At 39.6% G+C, this 24,647-nt stretch carries 16 protein-coding genes, 1 rRNA gene and 1 pseudogene; 12 read left to right on the top strand and 6 right to left on the bottom strand.

Annotation, left to right across the window (positions count from 1 at the left end; translation table 11 throughout):
- Nucleotides 1–136: 136 nt before the first annotated feature.
- The 4 genes from rrf to BMW42_RS11520 all read left to right on the top strand — a co-directional run bounded on the left by rrf (nucleotide 137) and on the right by BMW42_RS11520 (nucleotide 4,145).
- Nucleotides 137–251, top strand: a 5S ribosomal RNA gene (rrf, locus tag BMW42_RS11535).
- Between the two features lie 475 nt (nucleotides 252–726).
- Complete coding sequence (locus BMW42_RS11530) at nucleotides 727–2,178, top strand: aldehyde dehydrogenase family protein (RefSeq protein ID WP_092768013.1); 1,452 nt, start codon at nucleotides 727–729, stop codon at nucleotides 2,176–2,178.
- Nucleotides 2,179–2,548: 370 nt separating this feature from the next.
- Nucleotides 2,549–4,033 carry a sodium-dependent transporter gene (locus BMW42_RS11525; RefSeq protein ID WP_092768011.1) on the top strand — a complete coding sequence of 495 codons (1,485 nt, stop codon included), beginning with the start codon at nucleotides 2,549–2,551 and terminating at the stop codon, nucleotides 4,031–4,033.
- A 1-nt stretch (nucleotide 4,034) separates the two neighbouring features.
- Nucleotides 4,035–4,145 carry a methionine/alanine import family NSS transporter small subunit gene (locus BMW42_RS11520; RefSeq protein ID WP_081403317.1) on the top strand — a complete coding sequence of 37 codons (111 nt, stop codon included), beginning with the start codon at nucleotides 4,035–4,037 and terminating at the stop codon, nucleotides 4,143–4,145.
- Between the two features lie 93 nt (nucleotides 4,146–4,238).
- Here the strand turns inward: BMW42_RS11520 and rsmB are convergent, their stop codons facing one another.
- Together rsmB and fmt are read right to left on the bottom strand one after the other, a co-directional pair.
- Nucleotides 4,239–5,534 (bottom strand): 16S rRNA (cytosine(967)-C(5))-methyltransferase RsmB, encoded by a 1,296-nt coding sequence (rsmB, locus tag BMW42_RS11515; RefSeq protein ID WP_092768009.1) that lies wholly within the window; start codon nucleotides 5,532–5,534, stop codon nucleotides 4,239–4,241.
- Nucleotides 5,531–6,493 (bottom strand): methionyl-tRNA formyltransferase, encoded by a 963-nt coding sequence (fmt, locus tag BMW42_RS11510; RefSeq protein ID WP_092768007.1) that lies wholly within the window; start codon nucleotides 6,491–6,493, stop codon nucleotides 5,531–5,533. The genes rsmB and fmt overlap by 4 nt, the downstream gene beginning before the upstream one ends.
- A gap of 381 nt (nucleotides 6,494–6,874) precedes the next feature.
- On the opposite strand from fmt, the gene ilvD reads away from it, so the two are divergent.
- From ilvD to BMW42_RS11490, 4 genes are all read left to right on the top strand, one after another.
- Nucleotides 6,875–8,704 carry a dihydroxy-acid dehydratase gene (gene ilvD / locus BMW42_RS11505; protein WP_092768005.1) on the top strand — a complete coding sequence of 610 codons (1,830 nt, stop codon included), beginning with the start codon at nucleotides 6,875–6,877 and terminating at the stop codon, nucleotides 8,702–8,704.
- 258 nt (nucleotides 8,705–8,962) lie between these two features.
- Entirely contained in the window at nucleotides 8,963–10,285 is a 1,323-nt protein-coding gene (locus BMW42_RS11500; RefSeq protein WP_092768003.1) for a hypothetical protein, read from the top strand.
- Entirely contained in the window at nucleotides 10,278–10,565 is a 288-nt protein-coding gene (locus BMW42_RS11495) for a chorismate mutase (RefSeq protein WP_035270424.1), read from the top strand. Before BMW42_RS11500 ends, BMW42_RS11495 begins: the two co-directional genes overlap by 8 nt.
- Before the next feature lie 171 nt (nucleotides 10,566–10,736).
- Nucleotides 10,737–12,440, top strand: a complete 1,704-nt coding sequence (locus tag BMW42_RS11490) for a putative bifunctional diguanylate cyclase/phosphodiesterase (RefSeq protein ID WP_092768001.1) — start codon at nucleotides 10,737–10,739, stop codon at nucleotides 12,438–12,440.
- 56 nt (nucleotides 12,441–12,496) lie between these two features.
- Here the strand turns inward: BMW42_RS11490 and BMW42_RS11485 are convergent.
- The 3 genes and pseudogenes from BMW42_RS11485 to BMW42_RS11475 form a co-directional block, all read right to left on the bottom strand.
- A pseudogene (locus BMW42_RS11485) lies at nucleotides 12,497–13,788 on the bottom strand (solute carrier family 23 protein).
- 303 nt (nucleotides 13,789–14,091) lie between these two features.
- Nucleotides 14,092–16,782 (bottom strand): phosphoenolpyruvate carboxylase, encoded by a 2,691-nt coding sequence (ppc, locus tag BMW42_RS11480; RefSeq protein WP_092767999.1) that lies wholly within the window; start codon nucleotides 16,780–16,782, stop codon nucleotides 14,092–14,094.
- A gap of 36 nt (nucleotides 16,783–16,818) precedes the next feature.
- On the bottom strand, nucleotides 16,819–17,517 hold the full coding sequence (locus BMW42_RS11475; RefSeq protein WP_092767997.1) for a TetR/AcrR family transcriptional regulator: 699 nt from the start codon (nucleotides 17,515–17,517) through the stop codon (nucleotides 16,819–16,821).
- Between the two features lie 142 nt (nucleotides 17,518–17,659).
- On the opposite strand from BMW42_RS11475, the gene BMW42_RS11470 reads away from it, so the two are divergent.
- The 4 genes from BMW42_RS11470 to dnaJ all read left to right on the top strand — a co-directional run bounded on the left by BMW42_RS11470 (nucleotide 17,660) and on the right by dnaJ (nucleotide 23,629).
- On the top strand, nucleotides 17,660–18,775 hold the full coding sequence (locus BMW42_RS11470) for an efflux RND transporter periplasmic adaptor subunit (RefSeq protein ID WP_035268798.1): 1,116 nt from the start codon (nucleotides 17,660–17,662) through the stop codon (nucleotides 18,773–18,775).
- On the top strand, nucleotides 18,772–21,906 hold the full coding sequence (locus BMW42_RS11465) for an efflux RND transporter permease subunit (RefSeq protein WP_092767995.1): 3,135 nt from the start codon (nucleotides 18,772–18,774) through the stop codon (nucleotides 21,904–21,906). The genes BMW42_RS11470 and BMW42_RS11465 overlap by 4 nt, the downstream gene beginning before the upstream one ends.
- Nucleotides 21,907–22,041: 135 nt before the next feature.
- A complete protein-coding gene (locus BMW42_RS11460) occupies nucleotides 22,042–22,419 on the top strand; it encodes a hypothetical protein (RefSeq protein ID WP_035268802.1) in 378 nt (125 codons plus the stop codon).
- 94 nt (nucleotides 22,420–22,513) lie between these two features.
- Nucleotides 22,514–23,629, top strand: coding sequence for a molecular chaperone DnaJ (dnaJ, locus tag BMW42_RS11455; RefSeq protein ID WP_035268804.1), 1,116 nt, complete (start codon nucleotides 22,514–22,516; stop codon nucleotides 23,627–23,629).
- Nucleotides 23,630–23,878: 249 nt separating this feature from the next.
- On the opposite strand, the gene BMW42_RS11450 is transcribed toward dnaJ, so the two are convergent.
- On the bottom strand, nucleotides 23,879–24,625 hold the full coding sequence (locus BMW42_RS11450; RefSeq protein WP_035268812.1) for a YciK family oxidoreductase: 747 nt from the start codon (nucleotides 24,623–24,625) through the stop codon (nucleotides 23,879–23,881).
- Nucleotides 24,626–24,647: the final 22 nt, after the last annotated feature.

Here is a 24,647-nt window from a genome sequence, read left to right as displayed (position 1 = left end):
AACTTGATTTAGTTAGATAAAACGCTAAACTGCACCAATTAAAGCAACTCAAATAGCTGTTAATAACTTCTTTGACCAAGCAAAGGCACGCAAACAATACATGCGAATAAGACCCAAGCAAAGTCACAACAGTTGTGCTGGCGACAATAGCAAGAGTGAACCACCTGATCCCTTCCCGAACTCAGAAGTGAAACCTCTTAGCGCTGATGGTAGTGTGGGGTTACCCATGTGAGAGTAAGTCATCGCCAGCTCATTATTCTAAACACCCCCTTCAATACAAGGGGGTGTTTTTTTATGTAGTAAAGAATGAAATAAAGATATAAAAATAAAGGGAAAGGCATGGTGGTACTGAAAAATATCCTTTAAATACATTTTTAATCTTAAAATTGAAAAAAATAATCATATAAACGATAAATTTTATGTCTTGAACAGTTATAACAACCGCTTTTATCCATCTGATGCTCAAATTCATAAAGCATGATTAGTTTCTATCGGTATCCCTGTGTACATAGAAAAATGATCGCCTAAACAATAGGTAGTGATTGTATTTTAATGCTTTAGGTAATGAGTGACTAAAATGCATGCGAGATGCAATAGAGGCATGTATATAATAAAAAGTAAGAGTGAAAAATATATTACTTAATTACTCATGAACAGAAGTTGCTTGAGAGGTCATGATATAGTGAATTTAAAAGTTTTAAATCCGAATATATTTAAGGATACGCGATGACCAATTCAGAAAAAAAAATTGAGTGTGATTATTCTCTTTATGTTGCCTCTAAAGCATCCCAAACAGGTCAATGGCTTGAGGTAAAAGATAAATTTAGCCAAAAAACATTTGCCCGAGTAGCCTTAGCAGATGCAAATACTTTAGAAAAAGCAATCCAATCTGCAATTGATGCAGAACAGGCAATGGCAAAATTAGAACCATTTCAAAAGCAAAAGATTTTATTACATTGTGTCAAAAGCTTTGGCGAAATGAGAGAGGAATTAACTGCAATTTTGATTGCAGAGGGTGGAAAGCCATTAAAAGCAGCTCAGGCTGAAGTTGAGCGTCTTATAAATACCTTTCAAATCGCTGCTGATGCTGTTACACAAATCGACGATGGGCGTTTAATGCCATTGGCTGTAACAGCTGCTGCACAGGGTTATACAGGTATGATTAAACATGTTCCGATTGGTGCTATATCATTAATTAGTCCTTTTAATTTTCCACTTAATTTAACTGCTCATAAAATTGCACCTGCAATTGCAGCAGGGTGTCCTTTCGTACTGAAACCTGCGTCACTTACACCAGTTTCTGCTCTAAAAATTGCAGGAGTGTTGGCTGAAACTGATTTACCTCAAGGTGCATTTTCAGTTTTACCTTGTCCTCGCGAACAGGCGGATATTTTGGTAACCGATGACCGATTCAAATTACTCAGTTTTACTGGATCGGATGAAGTCGGTTGGGATATGAAAGCACGTGCAGGTCGAAAAAAAGTCACCTTAGAGCTTGGTGGAAATGCTGCTGTTTTAATTGAACCTGATACTGAAATATCTGATGTGTTAATTGATCGTCTTATTGGGGGAGCTTATAACCATGCAGGTCAAGTTTGTATTAGTGTCCAAAGAATTTTAGTCCATGAAAATATTTATACGGATTTAAAGAAGAAATTAATTTCCAAAATAAAAAAAATCAAAGCGAGCGATCCGAATTCAGACTCGACCTTATGTGGCCCTATGATCAAGGAGGCAGAAGCTAAAAGGCTTAAAAAATGGGTTGATAAAGCTGTAAAGAAGGGTGCCAAAGTTTTAGTTGAAGGTCAGGTTAAACGGGCTTTATTTGATCCAATATTGTTAGAAAATGTTGATGCGTCTTTAGAAATTTATAAAGATGAAGCTTTTGGACCCGTTGCCATTCTAGAGAAGTACAAAGATTTTGAAAAAGGCATTGCTACAATTAATCAAAGCCGATTTGGTCTACAAGCTGGCGTTTATACACAAAGTCTGAATAAAATGATGTATGCGTGGAATCATTTACATGTAGGTGGTGTCATCATTAATGATATTCCATCATTCCGTGTAGATAATATGCCTTATGGTGGCGTTAAGGATTCGGGTCTAGGTCGAGAAGGGATTCAATCAGCAATTCGAGATATGCAAGAAGAGCGTTTGCTTGTGATTAAACAAGGATAATTATTTTTTATGTTAAAAGGAGCATAACGCTCCTTTTAAATTATTTAGTTTAGATTAACGCAGTGATTTAAAAATAAACATATTGAGTTAAAATTAATCAATAAGAATAAAAAAATGATGAAACACAGTTTTTTCCTGAATTAATTACAGAAAAATCTGATTAAAAGCGCTATTGTTGATTCATTAAACATCCTTTATTTCATCTTTCTTTAACCAAGAATATTAAATAAGGGGGTGGTTTGTAATTCGAAAAAAATGCTCAAAAGGCCGTTTCTGATTCAAACAAAAAAATTTTAATGGTATGCAATTACTTGCGAGATAACATCAACAATAGCAGTAAGCGTGTACCCATTTACGGATTAGGTACTATATGACAGCTTCACGTGAAAATTGGAGCGCCAGATCAGGTTTTATTATTGCAGCTATTGGTTCTGCAGTAGGTTTAGGCAATATTTGGCGTTTTCCCTATGTCGCATATGAAAATGGTGGCGGGGCATTTTTAATCCCTTATCTGGTTGCAATTTTTGCTGCCGGTCTTCCACTTTTATTTTTAGATTATGCAGTTGGACATAAATACCGTAAGGCCCCACCTACAGCTTACAAGAAGTTGATGAATGGTGAATCATTGGGTTGGTGGCAAGTCGCTGTGACATTAATTATTGGTATTTACTATGCCAGTGTATTGTCATGGGCGGGTAGTTATATTTTCTACTCATTTGGTCAACAGTGGGGAAGTGATACAGAAAAATTCTTTTTCACCACCTATCTTCAGAATGGTGAAGGCTTAGCATTTGGATTTGTTCCGACCTTATTTATAGGTTTGGTTGTCGTTTGGGCGATCGTTATGTTCATCCTGTATGGTGGGGTGAAGAAAGGCGTGGAATTGTCGAATAAGATCTTTATGCCCTTGTTGGTGGTTTTATTCACGATTCTCGTGATTCAAGCTATTCGTTTACCAGGTGCTGTCCAAGGTTTAAATGCATTCTTTACACCAAACTGGGAAGCGATGGGCAACTATAAAGTGTGGTTAGCTGCATTTGGCCATATCTTTTTCTCGTTATCCGTTGGTTTCGGGATTATGTTGACCTACGCTTCATATTTGAAGAAAAAAACGAATTTAACTGGTTCTGGACTAGTCGTTGCTCTTGCAAATTCATCTTTTGAAATTTTAGCTGGTATTGGGGTATTTGCAGCATTAGGTTTCATGGCCTACAGTGCGGGTGCTTCAGTTGACGATGTTGTATCTGGTGGTATTGGTTTAGCTTTTATCGCTTTCCCTAAAATCATTTCAAGCATGGGGGCTGGCGGAGACTTATTTGGCTTCTTGTTCTTTGCATCTTTAACAGTTGCAGGGATTACATCCATGGTCAGTATTCTTCAAGTTCCAATCGCAGGTTTCCAAGACAAGTTAGGATGGTCTCGTAAGAAGGCTGTGACAATTATTGCAGGTGGTTCAGCAATTGTTTCAACTTTATTGTTCTCAACTCACAGCGCGATTACATTTGTCGATATTATCGATTACTTTGCCAATAATATTGGTATTGTCGCGGGTGGCTTATTATCAATCGTATTGGTGTCATGGTTCCGTCGACCGTTGTTAAAGCAACTTCAAGAGCATGTAAATCAATATGCTAGTATTAAGCTAGGTGCTGGTTGGAACTTCATGTTGACTGTAGTTACGCCAATCTCATTGTTAGCTGCGCTATTGATGACCTTGAAGTCAATATTTACTGAAGGTTATGGCGGTTATCCAATTGAGATTCTATTGCCAATTGGTGGCGGTGTAGTTGCAATCTTTGTATTCTGTGCGGTTGTTTTTAGTCGTCTAAAAGACAATGGACCTGAGGAGAAATAAGATGAATACTTCTGCTTTAATGATGCTTATTATCTCAACAGTGCTGTTATGGGGTGGTCTTATTTTAGCCATGATTCATTTGGCAAAAAACCCAGATGAGCTTGAAGATTAAACTACTTCAGATCAATATTAAAAAAGCCATGACACGAGTCATGGCTTTTTTATATGTCGGTAAATTAGAAATAAACTATCTTAAAAAATAGCATTAAATCTTTTGAATTAAACAATAATAGAATCCATCACCATGACCTTGTTGTGGCAATAACTGACGGCCGTGGATTTGTTCAATTCCCCAATTTACATTTAATTTGATTTCTTGAGCATCTGCATGCGTGTTGAAGAAATCAATCATTTGGTGTTCATTTTCAGCTTTCAAAATCGAGCAGGTAATATAAAGCATTGACCCGCCAACTTTGAGTTGTTGCCACATATGATTCAGAATCTGTTTTTGAAGAGCAACCGTTTGTTGGATATCGGTAGATTGGCGAAGTAAACGAATATCTGGATGACGTCGTACAACTCCAATAGCAGAACACGGTGCATCGAGAATAATACAGTCAGCTTGTTCAGGTGCAGACCATACCGTAGCATCAGCAGTGAGTATTTCTACTGGAGCATACTGATTAAGTGCAAGACGCTCTAAGTTTTCACTTACGCGGCTTAAACGCTTTGTGTCGTGATCGATCGCATACAGCTTTTTAGGGCGATAACACTCCAAAATATGTGCTGTTTTTCCACCTGGAGCCGCACATGCATCAATTACGATTTTATCATCAAGATTTGGCAATAAGGTCGCGCAAAGTTGAGCATGTTCATCCTGAACAGAAAAACCACCTTCTTCAAAGCCAGGGAGATGAGGAATATGCACGGATTGATCTAAGATAATGCCGACATCGGACCATTCACATGGATGAGCATCAATCCCTTCTTCATCAAGAATATCTAAATATTCCTCACGGCTTACCTGTCGTTCATTTACACGTAGTGTCAAAGGCGCAGCCAGTTTAAGCTCATCTGAAAGCATTTCAAGATACTCTGGCCAATCTTTTTTCAAACGCTTAAATAGCCAACTAGGTAAACCATGGGCTTGGTCTAATGCTGCGCCGAATTCTTCAGTTTCACGTGAAACACGACGTAGAATCGCATTCACGACGCCACTTAAAGCCTCAAAACCAAGTTGTTTGGTGGCTGTTACCGTTTCTGAGATAGCCGCATGTGCTGGAATACGCGTGCAAAGCAGTTGATATAAACCTAAATATAGGCAGCTTTCAACGGTTTCATTGTTGAGCGGTTTAGTCAGAAGAGGGAGAGTAATTGCTTTAAGTGCATGCCATTGGCGTAAAGTGCCTAAAGTCAATTCATGAAATAAGGCCCGATCACGCTCACCAACCAATGAAAGATGTTGGGAAAGAACAGAGGTGAGGGATTGCCCATTCTGAACGGCCAGTAATGTTTTAATCACATGTCCGCGTAAATTTAAATGAGAAGATTGCTGGCTCATGCGAAGATCTGTCCTGGCTGCAATTTTTGACTTTGTAGAATTTGTGCAGCATTGAGCGCTTTACCGCCTGGCCACTGAAGTTGAGTGAGGCAAATCACTTGATGATCACCACACACAACGTGAACACCATCCTGATCGACAGCGATGATTTCACCGATTTGTTGAGTTGATGGAGTGAGTGAAGAAAGTTTCGAATTCCAAATACGTAAATTGTTGGTTTCATCAATAGGAGTGAAAGCTACGGGCCAAGGATTGAAAGCACGGATATTTCGATCAATCGTCACAGCATCATTTGCCCAGTTAATTTGAGCTTCAGCCTTCGACAGTTTATGTGCATACACTGTAAGTGATTCATCTTGAACTTCACGTGTATCTAAATAATGCTTTAAAGTGTCTTCACTTTCTAAAACAGCGAGAGTGGCTTCAGCCCCTTGTTGAGCCAGTTTATCATGTAAGGTTGCGGAAGTATCTTCAGCCATAATAGGACAGATCGTTTTAAACATCATATCACCAGTGTCTAGACCAGCTGCCATTTTCATGATCGTAATACCTGTTTCAGTATCACCTGTCGCGATAGCACGTTGAATAGGGGCTGCACCTCGCCAGCGAGGCAATAAGGAACCATGAATATTCAAGCAGCCGTATTTAGGTGTATCCAAAACGACTTGAGGCAAGATTAAACCGTATGCTGCGACCACCATCACATCAGCATTGAAAGACTTGAGTTCAGCTTGAGCAGCCAAACCTTCCTCAGTCGACGATTTAAAATGTAAAGGTTGGTAAACAGGAATATTGTGCTCAAGCGCCAATTGCTTTACCGCTGACGCTGTTAGTTTTTGTCCACGTCCTGCTTTACGGTCTGGCTGCGTATACACAGCAACAATTTCATGAGAAGTCTTTAGCAAAGCTGCTAATGCACTCGCTGCAAATTCAGGGGTTCCCGCAAAGATGATTTTCACTCAGACACTTCCAAAACAATATAAAGAACATTATATGCCAAAAGCGATTTTCGCCCAAATAAGGTCGTAATTTGAAACGTTTTCATGTGCATTTTGTGCTTAAGGTGTGATTAATAAAATTTATGTATTTTTAAAAAAAGATTCATGAAAGTTTTGTATTACGATTTCAGATAAGGGTTTATAGTAGATCACATCTCTTACATCGATTTAGATCGTTGAGGGCAAATCAGACCTATACGAACAATTGCAAGCAATGGTTAACTGTTAATCAGAAAGCTGTCATAATAGAAGTAAGGTTCAACTGATTTAGCCTTATATTTCAGTATCATTTAGCCAGATTGAATACATATTCATCGAGCTCAGCTTAAGTTGGAAATAAAAATGCCTGACTATCGTTCGAAAACATCAACACACGGAAGAAATATGGCGGGTGCACGTGGCTTATGGCGTGCAACTGGAATGAAAGACGAAGATTTTGGCAAACCAATTATTGCAGTAGTCAACTCATTCACACAATTCGTACCGGGTCATGTGCATCTTAAAGACTTAGGTCAGCTTGTTGCACGTCAGATTGAACAAGCGGGTGGTGTAGCTAAAGAATTTAATACAATCGCAGTAGACGACGGTATTGCAATGGGTCACGACGGAATGTTGTATTCATTACCATCGCGTGACTTGATTGCTGACTCAGTTGAATACATGGTCAATGCACACTGTGCAGATGCAATGGTTTGTATCTCGAACTGCGACAAAATCACACCGGGAATGTTGATGGCGGCAATGCGCTTAAACATTCCTGTTGTGTTTGTTTCAGGCGGTCCAATGGAAGCTGGTAAAGTCCAAATTCGTGGTGGTGAACAAGCAATTGACCTTGTGGATGCCATGATTGTTGCTGCAGATGACAACTACACAGATGAAGAAGTAAAAGCATACGAACGTTCTGCATGCCCGACTTGCGGTTCATGTTCAGGGATGTTTACTGCAAACTCAATGAACTGTTTGACAGAAGCATTAGGTTTATCATTACCGGGTAATGGTTCAACACTTGCAACGCATGCCAACCGTAAAAAACTATTTGAGAGTGCGGGTCAGTTGATTGTTGAAATCACAAAACGCCATTACGAACAAAATGATTACAGCGTATTACCACGCAACATTGCCCCTAAAGCTGCTTATGAAAATGCCATGACTTTAGATATCGCGATGGGTGGTTCTACCAATACAGTACTTCACTTATTAGCGGCTGCGCATGAAGCAGAAGTTGATTTTACAATGGATGATATCGATCGTTTATCACGTAAAGTGCCTGTACTGTGTAAAGTTGCTCCTGCGGTTAAAAATGTTCACATGGAAGATGTCCACCGTGCAGGCGGTATCATGTCGATCCTTGGCGAACTTGACCGTGCAGGTTTACTCGATACGTCTGTACCAACCGTACACGAAAAAACATTAAAAGACGCTTTAGATAAGTGGGACATTATTCGTACTGAAAATGAAGAGGTATATAACTTCTATAAATCAGCACCGGGCGGTGTACCAACACAAACAGCATTCTCACAAGACCGTTACTACACACGTCTTGATGGCGACCGTGAAAATGGCGTGATTCGTAATGCAGAACATGCTTTCTCTAAAGACGGCGGTTTAGCAGTTCTTTACGGTAACATCGCACTTGATGGCTGTATCGTAAAAACGGCTGGCGTTGATGACTCAATTTTGAAATTCAACGGTACAGCACGCGTATTTGAAAGCCAAGATGATGCAGTTGAAGCAATCTTAGGCGGCAAAATCGTAGCAGGTGACGTGGTTCTGATTCGTTACGAAGGTCCACAAGGTGGTCCGGGTATGCAAGAAATGCTGTATCCAACAAGCTACTTAAAATCAAAAGGTTTAGGTAAAGACTGTGCGCTTGTGACTGATGGTCGTTTCTCGGGTGGTTCATCAGGTCTTTCAATTGGTCACGTGTCTCCAGAAGCGGCTGAAGGCGGTGCAATTGCATTAGTTGAAGATGGCGATCGTATCGAAATTGATATTCCAAACCGTACGATTCACTTAGCAGTTGCTGATGATGTATTGGCAGCGCGCCGTGAAGTGCAAGAAGCTAAAGGTTGGAAGCCTGCGAAAGAGCGTCCACGTAAAGTATCTAAAGCACTGAAAGCGTATGCAATGCATGCAACAAGTGCTGCAAAAGGTGCGGTACGCGATATCTAATCTGCTTATAAACTAGATCAATCATGATTCAAAAGCATCCTTCGGGATGCTTTTTTAATCACGAAAAGTTTGAATTTCATCTGAAAGCGTCAATTACATTAATGACAATATTTGATAGAAAGGTCATAAATATTGATCAATTCTCTTTGTCTTGATATAAGTTTTGCTCGCGTTCAAACTTTTTTAGTTTTAGAAAAAGCGATGAATTCGATACTTTGAGCACATAATTTACCAGTAAAATCATCTGAGGCACATCTCATGTCATTGTTACGCCGTTGGTTTGATCCGCTACGATCGAGTTGGTTTTATCAGAAACCAAATCGTCAAGAGGTCTTGTCAACTGAGCAGGGTTTAACGATCTATCTTCGTTTAGATGATGTGTATAGTTATCTTGCAGTCCAGCAATTGGCACAATTAAATGACATTTTAAAAGATGAAATTAAGCCTTTAAAAATTGTTATCTCAGATACTGCTGCTGAAGCTCCAAATGATATGAGTCCTGAAGAGTGGCAAGATTACAGTCTACGTGATGCCCAAATTTTAGCGTACCAGCATCGTTTCGGATTCGATAATGATAAGCCTGAAATACCAAGTGCTGAAGCGATTCAACAGGCAGAAACGATTTTACGAAATACCCCATTAACAGGTGAAAATTTTCTCTATTTATTGGAAGATGTCTTCCATATGTTGTGGCAACAGCAGTATGGAAAATTACGTACTTTGTATGTCATGGCTAGTCGACATCGAAAAGAACAACAAATCGCTGAGCGAACTTTTGATCACACGCCAGTTTTAGCAAGTTTTTTTGAGCTCGGTAATCGTCGGTATCATGCGGTAGATGATTTATTAAGATTGACCCGCCGTTTAAAACAACAAAGACTCTTGACCGGTAATCCTATTTTTCTCATCAATCATATTGAGTGGCGGGAACACCTAATGAATGATGCTGAAGAATTATCTGAGATTCAGGCGATGAATCCTGAGTTAGACCTCTATATTGCATTAGAAGATCCGATCTCTTGGTTATTATTAGCTTATATTAAAGAAGAACTTGCCGATTATTACGATATCCAACTTACCGTTTATCCATTGCAATATCAGGGACGAGATTTATTTGATTGGAGTTTGGCAACGCGTTTATCTAAACGAACAGAAGTAAAATTTACGCCGTTTTGCCGACCGACTCAGCAGGCGACATATGAAATAGCACGATTGTTTTACAGTGTGCCTGAGGATCAACGTCTTGATGCAATGTATGAAATCTTGCAGGCTGTTTGGAGTAAAGGGAAAGATCTATCGTATCGACCTCATATTCAAGCCTTAAAACAGAGCTTGAATATCACGACGCTCACTGAAGAGTCGATCAGTCAAAAGTTAGAAGAAAATCAATTACTCTGTGAGATGAAATCACAACCTGATTTACCAGTGCTTGAGCTTCGTATCGATGGAAAGAGTTATGTGTTTAATAGCTTATATCGTGTATGGATGATTGAAAGTATTTTCAGTAATGTGTTAGAACAAAAGTACAAAAGTGAAAATGAATCTGAACACAGGGATACCGAATCAATTGAAAATCAATAAAGAAAAATGCGAAACCCTTCAGCAAGCTCGAGCACAAATAGATTCAATTGATCAAGCTATAACAGAATTAATTGGTTTACGCCAATATTACGTAGATCAGGCAGTGCGATTTAAAAGAACTATCCAAGATGTACAGTCACCTGAACGTGTTGAAATAGTGATTGAAAAAATACGTGAATTGGCTACAAAGAATGGTGTGGATCCATTACTGATGGAAAAAATATATCGAGAGATGATTCAACACTTTATTCAAAGAGAGTTAAAAGAAATACGACCATAACAGTCGGAATTCTTAATAAGAATGAGGAAATTAGTTTCCTCTTTTATTCATTGAAATTTACAAAATATATAGCCGATTTGTGAACTGGTTCAACAAAGCTTAGTGTTACAAAAAATAATATTAAGTTAACATTTGGATACATCACTTTTTAGACTGACGGTCGAAGGCGCTATGGATACCCAGTTACAATTAGAAAAAATAGTCAAGGATCTTGAAAACTATAAAGTAGCCATTGATGCACATTCAATTGTAGCCATAACAGATGCACGTGGCGTCATTACTCATGTCAATGAGAAGTTTTGTAATATCTCACAGTATTCTTATGAAGAGCTGGTCGGATCAACACATAAAATTATTAATTCAGGCTATCACCCGAGAAGTTTTTTTAAATATATGTGGAAAGCCATTTCGAGTGGAGAAATTTGGAAAGGCGAAATTTGTAACCGAGCTAAAAATGGTTCTTTATATTGGGTTGAAACCACGATTGTGCCGCTTAAAGATAATAATGGCGTTTTACAAAACTATATCTCCATTCGAACTGATATCACACAGCTAAAAAATTCCGAAGACCATGCACGTTATATGGCATTACATGATGAATTAACGGGATTGCCTAACCGCCGTTTTATGCAAGAACGCATGTTGGAGGTGATTGAATCATGTAAACAAAATGGTACACATAGTGCACTCATGATGTTGGATTTGGATAACTTCAAAAATATTAATGACACGTTAGGACACGATCGTGGAGATGACCTACTCAAAATGGTCTCGGTGCGCCTTATGGAGTGTGTGGCACAGCAGAATGCAATTGTCCGTCTTGGTGGAGACGAGTTTTTAATTATTCTTTCAGATTTAGATCCAGATGAAACGATTGCTAATCAAGCAGTGATGCAAATCGCTGATAAAGTTCGTGCTGCATTAAATGAGCCTTTCGTATTAAAGGATAATAAAATCCATACTAGCTCTAGTATCGGAATTTTTATTTTCCGTAATTCAAAATTGCCAAAAAATGAGTTGCTTAAGTACGCCGACATGGCGCTGTATCAAGCTAAAGAAAATGGTAAAAATTGCATATGTGTTTTTGATCCTGAAATGGAACAAAGTGTTATTGCTAAAGCTGCTTTATTAAATGATTTAAGATTAGCTTTATTACGAGATGAGTTCCAACTTTATTATCAGATTTTAGTAAATCGTGAAGAGGAAGTGATTGGGTATGAGGCCTTGCTACGTTGGAGTCATCCTGAACACGGTTTGATTTTACCAGGTCGATTTATTGAAGAAGTGGAGAAAACTGATCTCATACATGATGTTGGTAATCGTGTATTAGTATTAGCATGCCAACAGTTAAAAGATTGGAGCCAATACCCAGAATCTTCAAACTGGACGATTTCAGTCAATATTAGTGTTGAACAATTCCGTAAGACTGACTTTGATAAAAATGTGCTTCGGATTATTGATGAAGCAGGAATTGATCCAACATTATTACGTTTAGAACTTACTGAAAGTATGTTCTATACCGATATGCATAACTCAATTGAGAAAATGAAAAAGCTCATCGAGCGTGGATTAAGATTCTCTATGGATGATTTTGGAACAGGATATTCTTCATTGAATTACCTCAAAATGCTTCCACTGGATCAACTCAAAATTGATCGTTCATTTGTAGAAAATATTGTCGGTAATCCACGCGATATTGCTATTGTGAAAACGATTATTGATTTAGCACAAATTCTCGATCTGAATGTGGTGGCAGAGGGTGTAGAAACTGAAGAGCAGTTCCAAGTTCTGAAAGAAAATGGCTGTAATACGTTTCAAGGCTATTATTTTGGTCGACCTCAACCGATTGAAAAAAATCTTAAAATACTTAATTAGAATAAAAAATTAAAAAAGAGAGCATTAAGCTCTCTTTTTTTATATGCGATAGATTTTTAGTTAGACTTTCCACCTAAGCTAAAGAACCAATTCAGGAATAATGCAGCAAAGGTAGCCGTTCCAATACCACCTAAATTGAAGCTACCAAATTGAAGCGCAAAGTCACCAGTACCTAAGATCAGCGTGATCGCAGCAATCATGAGGTTTTTATTTTTAGAGAAATCGACACGATGTTCGATCCAAATTTTAGCACCAGCTATGGTAATTAAACCAAACACCACAATTGATGCACCTGCAAGAATCGCAGTTGGAATGGTTTGAATAATTGCACCAAATTTTGGTGATAAGCCAAGGAAAATTGCGAATACACCTGCGATGGCGAAAATAATCGTGGAATAGACACGTGTCACAGCCATCACGCCAATATTTTCCCCATAAGTGGTCATGCCTGGAGCACACCACCGGCTAATGATGTTGCAACACCATCGGCTACAAACGCTTTACCAATATGTGGGTCTAGATTTTCACCAGTCATGGCAGAGACTGCTTTGATGTGACCTAAGTTTTCAGCCACTAAAATTAAAGCTACAGGAGCAATGATGAGCATCGCGTCCGTACTCAACTCAGGAGCATGAAAGTTAGGCAGACCAAACCATGCAGCTTGTGTAATCGGCGTGAAGTTAATTGGAGTACCGTAACCCATGATATTCGTAATAACAAAGTATACGATATAAGACAGCACCAAACCCACAAGTAAAAGTAGGCGTTGTAGCATCCCTTTGGTGAATACTGCAATTGAAGCCATACACATGACAGTAATCAATGCCATCCACATATTAAATGGATTACCCGCGACACTTTTTACCGTTACCGGTGCAAGATGCAGACCGATGATCATGACCACAGAACCTGTTACGACAGGAGGCATGAGCTTTTCAATCCATCGAGTACCTGTTGCCATCACCAGAAAACCAATTAAGGCATAAAGGACACCACAGGCAATAATTCCCCCAGCAGCTAATGCAATATTCGCATTTGCTCCAGCACCGGCATAGCCCGTTGCCGCGATGACTACACCAATAAAAGCAAAGCTTGAGCCTAAATAACTGGGCACTCGACCGCCAGTGATGAGGAAAAATAACAGGGTACAAATACCTGACATTAATATAGCAAGATTAGGATCAAAACCCATTAATAATGGTGCTAAAACTGTCGCACCAAACATGGCAAAAGCATGTTGAATGCCAAGAACTACACTTTGCGCAGGAGGTAAATATTCGGTCGTGCCAACAGGACGCGTATCAATATCATCCGTGAAGGGACGCCATTTAGGAAACCAACTGGTCATAAAGTGAGCACTCAATAGTTAAATTGTGCACATCATACGCCTGTTTTATGAGAAATCATCTGTTTCTTGAAAAATTATTAAAACTAATGGTCTGACTTTTATTGAATTTTTACCCATCGGTAAAAAAAATATGTTTTAAAAATAAAGTAAAATCAGCCTATTGCAATTCAGCTATATCAAAAAAATCTATATCCATATTGAGTAAAAAATTTATAGGTGCTTTGTTGTTATTACTGAAAATTAGAATAAAGTCTTTAAATTGCTCAAGCCCATAAAGGTACTTGAGCATAGACAGTCGTGAAATCAACCCGTATTACGTAATCCAGCAGCAATACCTGCAATACTTACCATTAATGCATGGTCAACCTCAGTTTGTTCGACAGTTCGTTCAGCTAAATATTCGCGACGTCTTTTCATGAGTTCTGCTTGTAACAGGTGTAATGGAAGAAGATAGGGTTTACGAATCTTCATGGCTTGATCAAGAACTTCATTAGAACTGAGTAATTTAGATTCACCTTTCATTGCCAATAAAGTTTGTACTGCGTCATGTAAGCGTTGGCGTAGTTCCGCACCCAATACTTTAAGATTTTCATCTTGGGTGAGATGAGATTCATAATACAATGCGACATTGCTATCTGATTTAGATAGCACCATCTCCAACATATCAATTAAAGTTTGGAAATAAGGCCATTGTTCTAACATTTCATCTAGCTCAGCTTTGTGACCTTCTGAAATGACTTGATTGATGGCTGCACCAGTACCTAACCATGCTGGAAGCATTAATCGAATTTGAGTCCATGCAAATACCCATGGAATTGCACGTAAGGATTCAATACCACCGCTGATTTTTCGTTTCGCTGGTCTTGAACCCAAAGGTAGCATCTGTAATTCAAGCTCTGGCGTCACGGTTCTTAAGTATTGGACAAAATGAGGGTTTTCGCGGACTGTTTGACGGTAAACATTCACAGAGAGTTCCGTCATTTTGTGCATCAACTCGCGCCATGCTGCCTTGGGTTCTGGTGGTGGGAGTAAAGTCGCTTCTAAGGTAGCTGCGGTATAAATTTCTAAATTTTGCAGTGCGATTTCTTCTAATCCAAATTTGAATCGGATCATTTCGCCTTGTTCGGTCACACGGATTGCACCTGAGATTGAGCCAGGTGGTTGTGAAAATAGTGCTTGTTGGGTTGGAGCACCACCACGACTAATTGAGCCACCACGACCATGGAACAAAGTGAGTTGTATACCATGTTGTTTGGCAATAGCTGTTAACTCTTCTTGTGCACGGTACTGAGCCCAATTCGCAGACATGAAACCTGCATCTTTTGCTGAGTCAGAGTAACCAATCATGACCTCGTGCTTGTTTTGAATATGTTGTTTGTACCAATGCATACTGAATAAAGTATTCATGGTCGAAGCTGCGCCATCTAAATCTTTTAACGTTTCAAATAATGGAACTACACGCAGAGGTTGCTTAATACCTGCTTCTTTTTGGAGTAATAGAACCGCCAAAACGTCACTTGGATATTCTGCCATTGAAATAATATAAGCACCTAGACTTTCAGCAGGTTGTTCTGCCAAAGTTCGCATGGTAGCGAATACTTCTTGAACATCAGGATGCTCAATAAGACTTTGAGCAGATTCATTAAGATGTTTAGGAAGTAAAGGGCGTTTGCTTTGCAGTTCTTGTAATAAGAAGTTTTGACGGGCTTGTTCAGTCCATGTCTCAAAATTGCCAAGTCCAAGATACTCAGTAATCGCTGAAATTGCTTGACGATGACGACCTGACTCTTGGCGAATATCTAGTTTTAATAACTCAATACCGAAACAATTCACACGATAAATAAAATCGAGTAACTTTCCTTGAGCGATACCAGAAAGGTTTGAATCGACTAATGAGCGATAACATAACAATAATGGCTGCAACAACTCATTTTTGTGATGAATAATCTGGCTACGATCCACATCAGAATGTTGACCTTGTAATTTTGCAGTGAGCCATTCTCTGGTAATTTTTAAGCGTTCACGTGTTGTTCTTAAATATTCACGATAAGGCTCTGGATGAGGCTGACCTAAGGCAGTCTTTAGTTCATCACTGCACGCCTGAACAGAAAGCTCCCAACGTAAATCTTCAATATCTCGGAGGTAGAGATCCGCGGCTTTCCATCGAGATAACCATAAAACTTCTTGAGTCACTTTGTGTGTGACATTTGGGTTTCCATCTCGGTCACCACCCATCCAAGATGCAAACCGCACAGGTGCAATATCTAAAGGTAAAGCTTGAGAACAATGCTCTTGAACCAATTGATTCAATTCACGGACAAACTTAGGAATAGCGTTCCATAAAGTTTGCTCAATGGTGGTAAAACCCCATTTTGCTTCATCAATTGGGGTTGGACGATGTTGGCGAATTTCATCGGTTTGCCATGCTGAACAAACCAATTGTTTTAATTCAGAAAGAACTTGAGCGCGCTGTTTGGGGGTCAGCTTTTGCTGATCAAACTTAGATAAACACTCGTTGATCCCATCATATTTTTGGATCAAGGTGCGACGACTAACTTCCGTAGGATGTGCGGTGAGTACAAGCTCAATATTTAGCTCACAAATTTGTTGATAAAGGGTTTCCGCTGAAATCAGCTGTTGTTGAAATTTTTCAAAAAGGGGAATAAGGACATTCGCTGCAGCACCGTTTTCATCAAACTCATTTTGGCGACGGCTACGTACTACATGATATTGTTCTGCAATATTGGCAAAGTTCAGAAAATGTGAAAAAGCGCGTGTGAGTGGAAGAATCTCATCATCTTTTAAACTTAAAAATAAACTTTCTAATTGTTTTTCAGCTTCGCTATCACCATCACGTGCACCTTTCGCGAGTGCACGAATTTGTTCAACTTGATTAAACAAATCTTGTCCAGCTTGTTCTTTTAAAGTCTCTCCTAAAAGATTACCGAGTAAGCGTACGTCTTCACGTAATGGAGCATCAATTTGTTGAATCATTTTTTTCTCCTTTTCTTGTTCTTTTGACTATACCGCTTATTCATGACATGCCAAGCGATTGCAAAATAATTTAAAGAAAATTAGGTGAAAAATACGCCATTTAAGAATGGAGAGAGCTATTTTTTTGTATTTCAGCATAAATAATTCGATGGCTTGATGAATAATTTCATCACATTCTGCTTCACTGGGAACCTGACGAACACCTAATAATACTTCATGATGTCGATGCCCTAAGAGTAAAGAAAGGAGCAAATGTGTTTGCTTTTCAGCATCATCTTTCTGGATAAATCCGTGCTCAATCGCTTGAGCAAAAAAATCAGTCCATACCACAAATAACCGCTTATGAGATGCATTATAAAAAGGTTCAGCCAAAGGATTTTGCTCTGCTGCCAATTCTAATAATAAATGCTCAAGCTTAATGGCTTCAGGAAGATTGACAATTTGCAGCGCTAAACTACATACCTGATAGAAGTCTTCTAAAAAATTGGATTCAGGGTGTAATTGGATTCGCCGAGCATTGATTGATTCTTCGCACGTTTCTGCAATTGCATAGGTAAATAACGATTCTTTATCTTGAAAATGGTTATACACCGTCAGTTTAGTCACGCCAGCTTCTTTGGCAATTTGATTCATGCTTGAACCATGAAAGCCCTGTTTTAGAAACAAACGTTTAGCTGCCTCTAATATTTGTTTCTTTTTAACTAAATCCTTAGGACGTCCAATATTCATTTGCACAAAAAAATCCAAAAAAAACAGTTTAGGTCATACCTTGAAAAATGATTTTTAATTACTGTACCATGCGGTATATTAATTAAAAAATAATCAAATTAATATCCCTAATTTGATTTGCCTAAAAATTGACATAAGAGCAGTGCACATGAGTCCTCAAAAATTTGCCACATACAGTCTAATGCTCATTTGTAGTGTGATACTCACCGCGTGTAGTAAGGATAAACCCACAGAGGAACAAATTCCATTTGTGATGGTTGCCCAGCCGAATACTTCCCAAGATGAACTGAAAAGTTATGCAGGAGAAGTTCAGGCGAGACAGCAAACGGCATTGGCTTTCCGTGTTGGAGGACAAATTACTGAACGCTATGTTGATGTAGGGGATCGAGTCAAAGTCGGGCAAGTCTTAGCAAAATTAGATGTGAAAGATGCTCAACTGCAGTTAAATGCTTCAAAAGCTCAGTTAGAAAGCGCGCAATCTGCAGCCAAAATTGCCGAAGAAGAATACAAACGCTTTAAGCAGTTATTACCTATTAATGCGGTGAGTCGTTCGCAATATGATGCCGTAGAAAATCAATATAAATCGGCCATGTCCAATTTAAAACAAGCACAATCAAATTATGCAGTGAGTAGTAATCAGACGGGATATAACCAACTCATTGCCAATAAAAATGGCGTCATCACTGAGCGTAGTATTGAAGTTGGTCAAGTGATCGCAGCAGGGCAGGCAGCATATCAACTGGCGATAGATGGTGATCGTGAAGTGGTGATTGGTGTGCCAGAACAAGCAGTATCAGAAATTAAAACAGGTCAAAAAGCTTGGGTTACGCTATGGTCAAAACCAGAGGAGCGTTTCGCCGCATATGTGCGTGAAATTTCACCTGCTGCCGACCAATCTAGAACATTTAGTGTCAAAGTTGCTTTGACTGAAGGGCGTTCAGCAATTCAACTTGGACAAAGTGCGCGAGTATTTTTTTCAAATACCAGTTCAAATGTGATTAATGTTCCTTTGACCAGTGTATCTGCAACAGAAGATCAGCCTTATGTTTGGGTTGTGAATCCAGATCACAGTATCCGTAAGGTGAATGTTCAAATAGGTGCTTATGGTCGTGATACGGTACCTGTGACCCAAGGTTTAAAAGCTTCTGATTGGATCGTGGTTGGCGGTGTACACTTACTGCGAGATAAACAAAAAATTAATCCGATTGACCGTCAAAACCGTGCAGTCAATGTGAAAGCAGGACAAGTTGGAGCGAAAATATGAACTTTAACTTGTCAGAATGGGCGTTAAAAAATAAGGGACTGATCCTTTATTTCATGATTTTGATGGGAATATTGGGTGTTTATTCCTACTCAAAACTATCACAAAGTGAAGACCCTCCATTTAGTTTCAAAGTAATGGTGGTTCAAACCTATTGGCCAGGTGCGACAGCGGAAGAAGTTTCATTGCAAGTAACTGATCGCATTGAAAAAGAATTAATGAGTACGGGGCTCTATGATCGTATTGCAGCCTATTCTCGTCCTGGTGAATCAATGGTGACCTTTGTTGCCAAAGACTCGCTGCGTTCCCATGAATTACCGAATGTTTGGTATCAGGTTAGAAAAAAAATTGGAGATATCAAACACCAACTTCCTAGCGGTGTTCAAGGTCCATTCTTTAACGATGAATTTGGTGACACCTTTGGGAACATTTATGTCTTAACGGGTAATGATTTTGATTATGCCGTGATGAAGGAATATGCCGATCGCTTACAGCTGCAACTACAACGTGTACAAGATGTCGGTAAGGTTGATTTAGTTGGCTTGCAAGATCAAAAAATTTGGATAGAAATTTCAAATACGAAAACCGCTCAATTGGGTATTCCAGTTTCTGCAATTCAAGAAGCACTACAAAAACAAAATACCATGGCGAGCGCAGGTTTCTTTGAAACAAGCTCAGATCGTATTCAAGTGCGTGTCAGCGGACAATTGAAATCAGTCGAAGATCTCAAGAACATGCCATTACTGGTTGGTGATAAGACCATTCAATTGGGCGATGTGGCTGAAGTTTACCGTGGCTTTAGTGAGCCAGCTCAACCACGTATGCGCTTTATGGGCAAAAATGGTATTGGTATTGCGGTGTCTATGCGTAAGGGTGGTGACATCATTGCGCTAGGGAAAAATCTAGAAAAGACCTTTAATGATCTACAACAAACTTTACCTTTAGGGATGGAACTTAAAAAAGTTTCAGATCAGCCTGTAGCGGTGCAACGCAGTATTCACGAATTTATCAAAGTGCTCGCAGAGGCCGTGATTATTGTCTTATTGGTCAGCTTCTTCTCTTTAGGTTTCCGTACAGGATTAGTGGTCGCTTTCTCTATTCCCTTGGTCTTGGCAATGACGTTCGCAGGCATGAATTTCTTTGATGTTGGACTGCACAAGATTTCTTTAGGCGCATTAATCTTAGCACTTGGACTTTTGGTCGATGACGCCATCATTGCAGTTGAAATGATGGCCATTAAAATGGAACAAGGATATAGCAGATTAAAAGCCGCAGGTTTTGCTTGGAAGTCGACCGCATTTCCAATGTTAACGGGGACGCTGATCACTGCAGCTGGATTCTTGCCGATTGCCACTGCTGCGTCGAGCACAGGTGAATATACTCGCTCAATCTTCCAAGTTGTAACCATTGCTTTGGTGGTGTCATGGTTTGCAGCGGTACTGTTTGTTCCTTATTTAGGTGACAAATTACTGCCTGATTTTAATCAAATGAATCAGAAAGCCCCGTGGTATCAACGCTTATGGGCAAGATTACGTCAACAACCAGAGCCACAACCCGTCGTTCAACACCATGGTGAGCATCACGATCCATATCAAACCAAGACGTATCAAAAATTTAGATCTTGGGTTGAGTTATGTATTACTTATCGTAAAACCGTTATTGCTGCGACGGTTGCAATATTTGTCTTGTCAATTTTGATGTTCAAACTTGTTCCACAACAATTTTTCCCACCATCAAACCGTGCTGAAATTTTAGTAGATCTAAAACTAGAGGAAGGCGCTTCACTAACAGCGACAGAAAATGCGGTTAAAAAAGTAGAAAAATTCTTGTCGACTCAAAAAGGGATCGATAATTACGTCGCTTATGTTGGTACAGGTTCTCCACGTTTCTATTTGCCTCTTGATCAACAATTACCTCAGGCGAGTTTTGCACAATTTGTGGTTTTGGCTTCCTCATTAGATGAGCGAGATGAGATTCGCAAGAATCTGAGTGAAGAAATTAGCAAGTTATTGCCTGAGGTACGGACGCGTGTATCGCTATTGGAAAATGGACCACCAGTCGGTTATCCAATTCAATACCGTGTTTCTGGTGAAGATTTAAATACTGTTCGCCAACGAGCACAATTAGTGTCACAAGCAATCAGTGAAAATCCAAATACCACCAATGTTCATTTAGATTGGGGTGAGCCGAGTAAAATTATTTCACTTGAAATTGATCAAGATCGAGCGCGTCAGTTAGGCGTATCTAGCTTAGATTTGGCGAATTTCTTAAATAGTTCAATTACGGGTGCTGCGATTAATCAGTATCGTGAGAAACGGGAGTTGATTGATATTCGTTTACGTGGCGATCAAGCGGAACGTGTTGATGTGGCATCGTTACAAAGTCTCGCTGTACCGACGAGTCAGGGTACAACAGTTCCATTGGCACAGATTGCGAATATCCAATATAAGTTTGAAGATGGTCTGATTTGGCATCGTAATCGCTTACCGACGATTACTGTGCGCGCAGATATTCGGACTAAACTCCAACCAGCTACTGTGGTTGGTGAATTAACTGAATCTATTGAGAAAATTCGTGCCGAACTTCCAAGTGGTTATCTGGTAGAAGTGGGAGGCACTGTGGAGGAATCTGCACGTGGACAAACTTCAGTAAATGCTGGCATGCCGTTATTTTTGGCTGTGGTCTTTACCTTGCTCATGATTCAGCTCAAGAGTATTTCACGTTCGTTTATTGTTTTCTTGACCGCGCCTTTGGGTTTAATTGGCGTGGTATTGTTCCTGTTGATATTCAATAAGCCTTTCGGATTTGTGGCGATGCTAGGTACCATTGCTTTATCTGGAATGATTATGCGTAATTCGCTTATCTTGATTGATCAGATTGAGCAAGATATCAAAGCGGGTCATTCTCAATGGGAAGCGATTTTAGAAGCGACAGTACGCCGTGCCCGTCCAATTATTTTGACTGCATTGGCTGCTGTGTTGGCGATGATTCCGCTTTCACGCAGTATCTTCTTTGGTCCAATGGCAGTAGCAATTATGGGTGGACTCATTATCGCAACGCTATTAACGCTGTTCTTCTTGCCAGCACTCTATGCGGCGTGGTTTAAAGTGAAAAAAGAGTCAAAAACCGCGTAGTTTTATGTGAATACTAGGTGCGAACCATTGAAAAATTCAATATAGTAGTCCCTAGTTTTTAACACAAAATAACACAGTGGGCTGAGTACATAAAAAAACTGAATGTGCACTCGGTTGAGGTATAAAAAAGCATCCATGGGGCGAGACAATTTAACAAGACATCGTCGATTAATTACGATGTCTTATGTATTCATGTTTCTTGCATTGTTCACTGGTATCAGTGCTGCAATCGCCTATTTTTTAGCGCAAAAAGTGGCTCAAGCGCAAGACGCTGAAGTCTGGATCCATGCTCAAGCGTTATGGATTGCACGAAATGTTGTGCTATTCATGATGATGGCTGCATTTGCTGCTCTTTGGTTTATTCCTGCCTGCTTTATCTATTGGGATAGTGTGTTATGGGTAAAAGGGTGTACGGTGATTGGTGTCATTTTTACCACAATTGCATGGCTATTTCTCCTAAATGCATGGCTTAAAGGCTTAGTGAAATATCTCCAGAAAAAAGCCGCTTTTTAAAATAATGATTTAATTTACTTGTAATCTCGGAATATGACCCCAACATATTCCGCAGAGAAGTCATATCAAATTTTTTTGTGGAGCATCGCCAGACATGGCTAAACGTGATTATTATGAGGTTTTAGGGGTTTCTAAAACAGCTAGTGATGATGAAATTAAAAAAGCCTACCGTAAGTTGGCGATGAAATATCATCCAGACCGTAACCCTGATAATGCTGAAGCAGAAGAAAAATTCAAAGAAGCTGCTGAAGCGTATGAAGTTTTATCTGATAGTGAAAAACGCAGCATGTATGACCGCATGGGACATAATGCGTTTGAAGGCGGCTTCGGTGGCGGCGGCGGTGGTTTCGGTGGCGGTTTTAGCGCTGAAGACATTTTTAGTCAGTTTGGTGACATTTTCGGTGGCGCGTTTGGTGGCGGCGGTCGCCAACAGCGTCAAAGACGTGGTTCAGACTTACGTTATGTGCTTGAGCTCAGCTTAGAAGAAGCTGTACGTGGCGTAAAAAAAACAATCACTTTTACTGCGCCAGCACCATGTGAAGTGTGTGATGGTAAAGGTTCTAAAAACCCGAATGATGTTGAAACCTGTAAAACTTGTCACGGGGCTGGCCAGGTCCGTATGCAACAAGGTTTCTTCTCAGTTCAGCAAACGTGTAGCACTTGTCGCGGACAAGGTAAGATTATTAAAAATCCTTGTGGCACTTGTCATGGTTCAGGTGTTAAAGATCGTCAACAGACACTTGAAGTTACCATTCCTGCAGGCGTAGATAATGGCGATCGCGTTCGTTTAACTGGAAAAGGTGAAGCGATTCGTGATGGTCAATCAGGTGATCTATACGTAGAAGTTAATGTTCGTGAACATGAAATCTTCCAACGTGATGGCGCGGACTTGTATATGGATGTGCCGATTAGTATCGCTGATGCTGCATTGGGTAAAGAAATTGAGATTCCAACCCTTGATGGTCGTGTGAACTTGAAAGTACCTGAGGGAACACAAACAGGTAAAATGTTCCGTCTACGTGGCAAGGGTGTAAAACCAGTACGCACAAGTATGCAAGGTGATTTACTTTGCCGTATCGTGATTGAAACACCAGTCAACTTAACTGCACGTCAACGTGAACTTTTAAAAGAGTTACAAGAATCTTTAGATGGTGCGGACAGTAAATCTTCACCTAAAAAGAAATCATTCTTCGATCGTTTATTTGACTGATCAGAATGAAATAAAAACCCGACATTATTGTCGGGTTTTTTATTGAGTGATATAAGTTTCAGATATTTAAAGCTAGATAAGTGATACTACCATTAGATAATTTCTTAGTTTATGGGTGTATTCAAAAGTTGTTGAGACTTATTTGTTTAAGCTTTTAAAATCTAAAGGTAAATTTTTTAATAGGTTTTGTTAGAACTATAATTTAAAAAAAGAGGATCTGACGATCCTCATCATGTAATTTTGAAAAAACTAATCCTGAGCATCAATACTCTGACCATTCATACCTATACTGTCTTCGCCCATTAAATATAAATAAGCTGGCATGATTTGTTCAGGCGTTGCCAATACTTTCGGATCTTCATCAGGATATGCTTTAGCACGCATAGCTGTTCGTGTTGCACCAGGATTAATGCAGTTATAACGGATATTTGGATAGACATTTTCTTTTGCAAAAATTTGACTGACCGCTTCAATGGCAATTTTTGAAACTGAGTATGCGCCCCATTTCGCACGTGCTTCACGACCGACACCTGAGCTTGCAAAAACAACAGAGGCATTTTGAGATTTTTCTAATAATGGAAGTAAATGTTGGGTAAGAACAAAAGGTGCTCTTAAATTTACAGCCATTACATCATCCCACACTTCAGCAGGGTAGTGGGCCAATTCAACGCGCTCACCTAAAATCCCAGCATTGTGCAAAATCCCATCTAAACGACCAAATTGTTGGTCAAGCGTTTCCACAAGACGTTCGTAATCATATGCTGTTGCAGTAGAAAGTTGCAGTGGCAAAATTGCAGGTTGAGGAGCACCTAAACTTTCAATTTCGTCATAGATCACTTCTAACTTGTTCAGCGTTCTACCATGAAGAACGACGGTCGCACCATGTAAAGCATAGCTCAACGCTGCTGCGCGTCCAATGCCATCACCTGCACCCGTAATTAAAATTACTTTATCTTTCAATAAATCTGGGCGAGGCTGATATTCTGAATATTTCATGTGCGACCTCCTTCATTGTTCT

Origin of the sequence: Acinetobacter sp. DSM 11652 (assembly GCF_900109815.1) — a bacterium.
Lineage (GTDB): Bacteria > Pseudomonadota > Gammaproteobacteria > Pseudomonadales > Moraxellaceae > Acinetobacter.
This window is presented reverse-complemented; position numbering and strand designations above follow the sequence as displayed.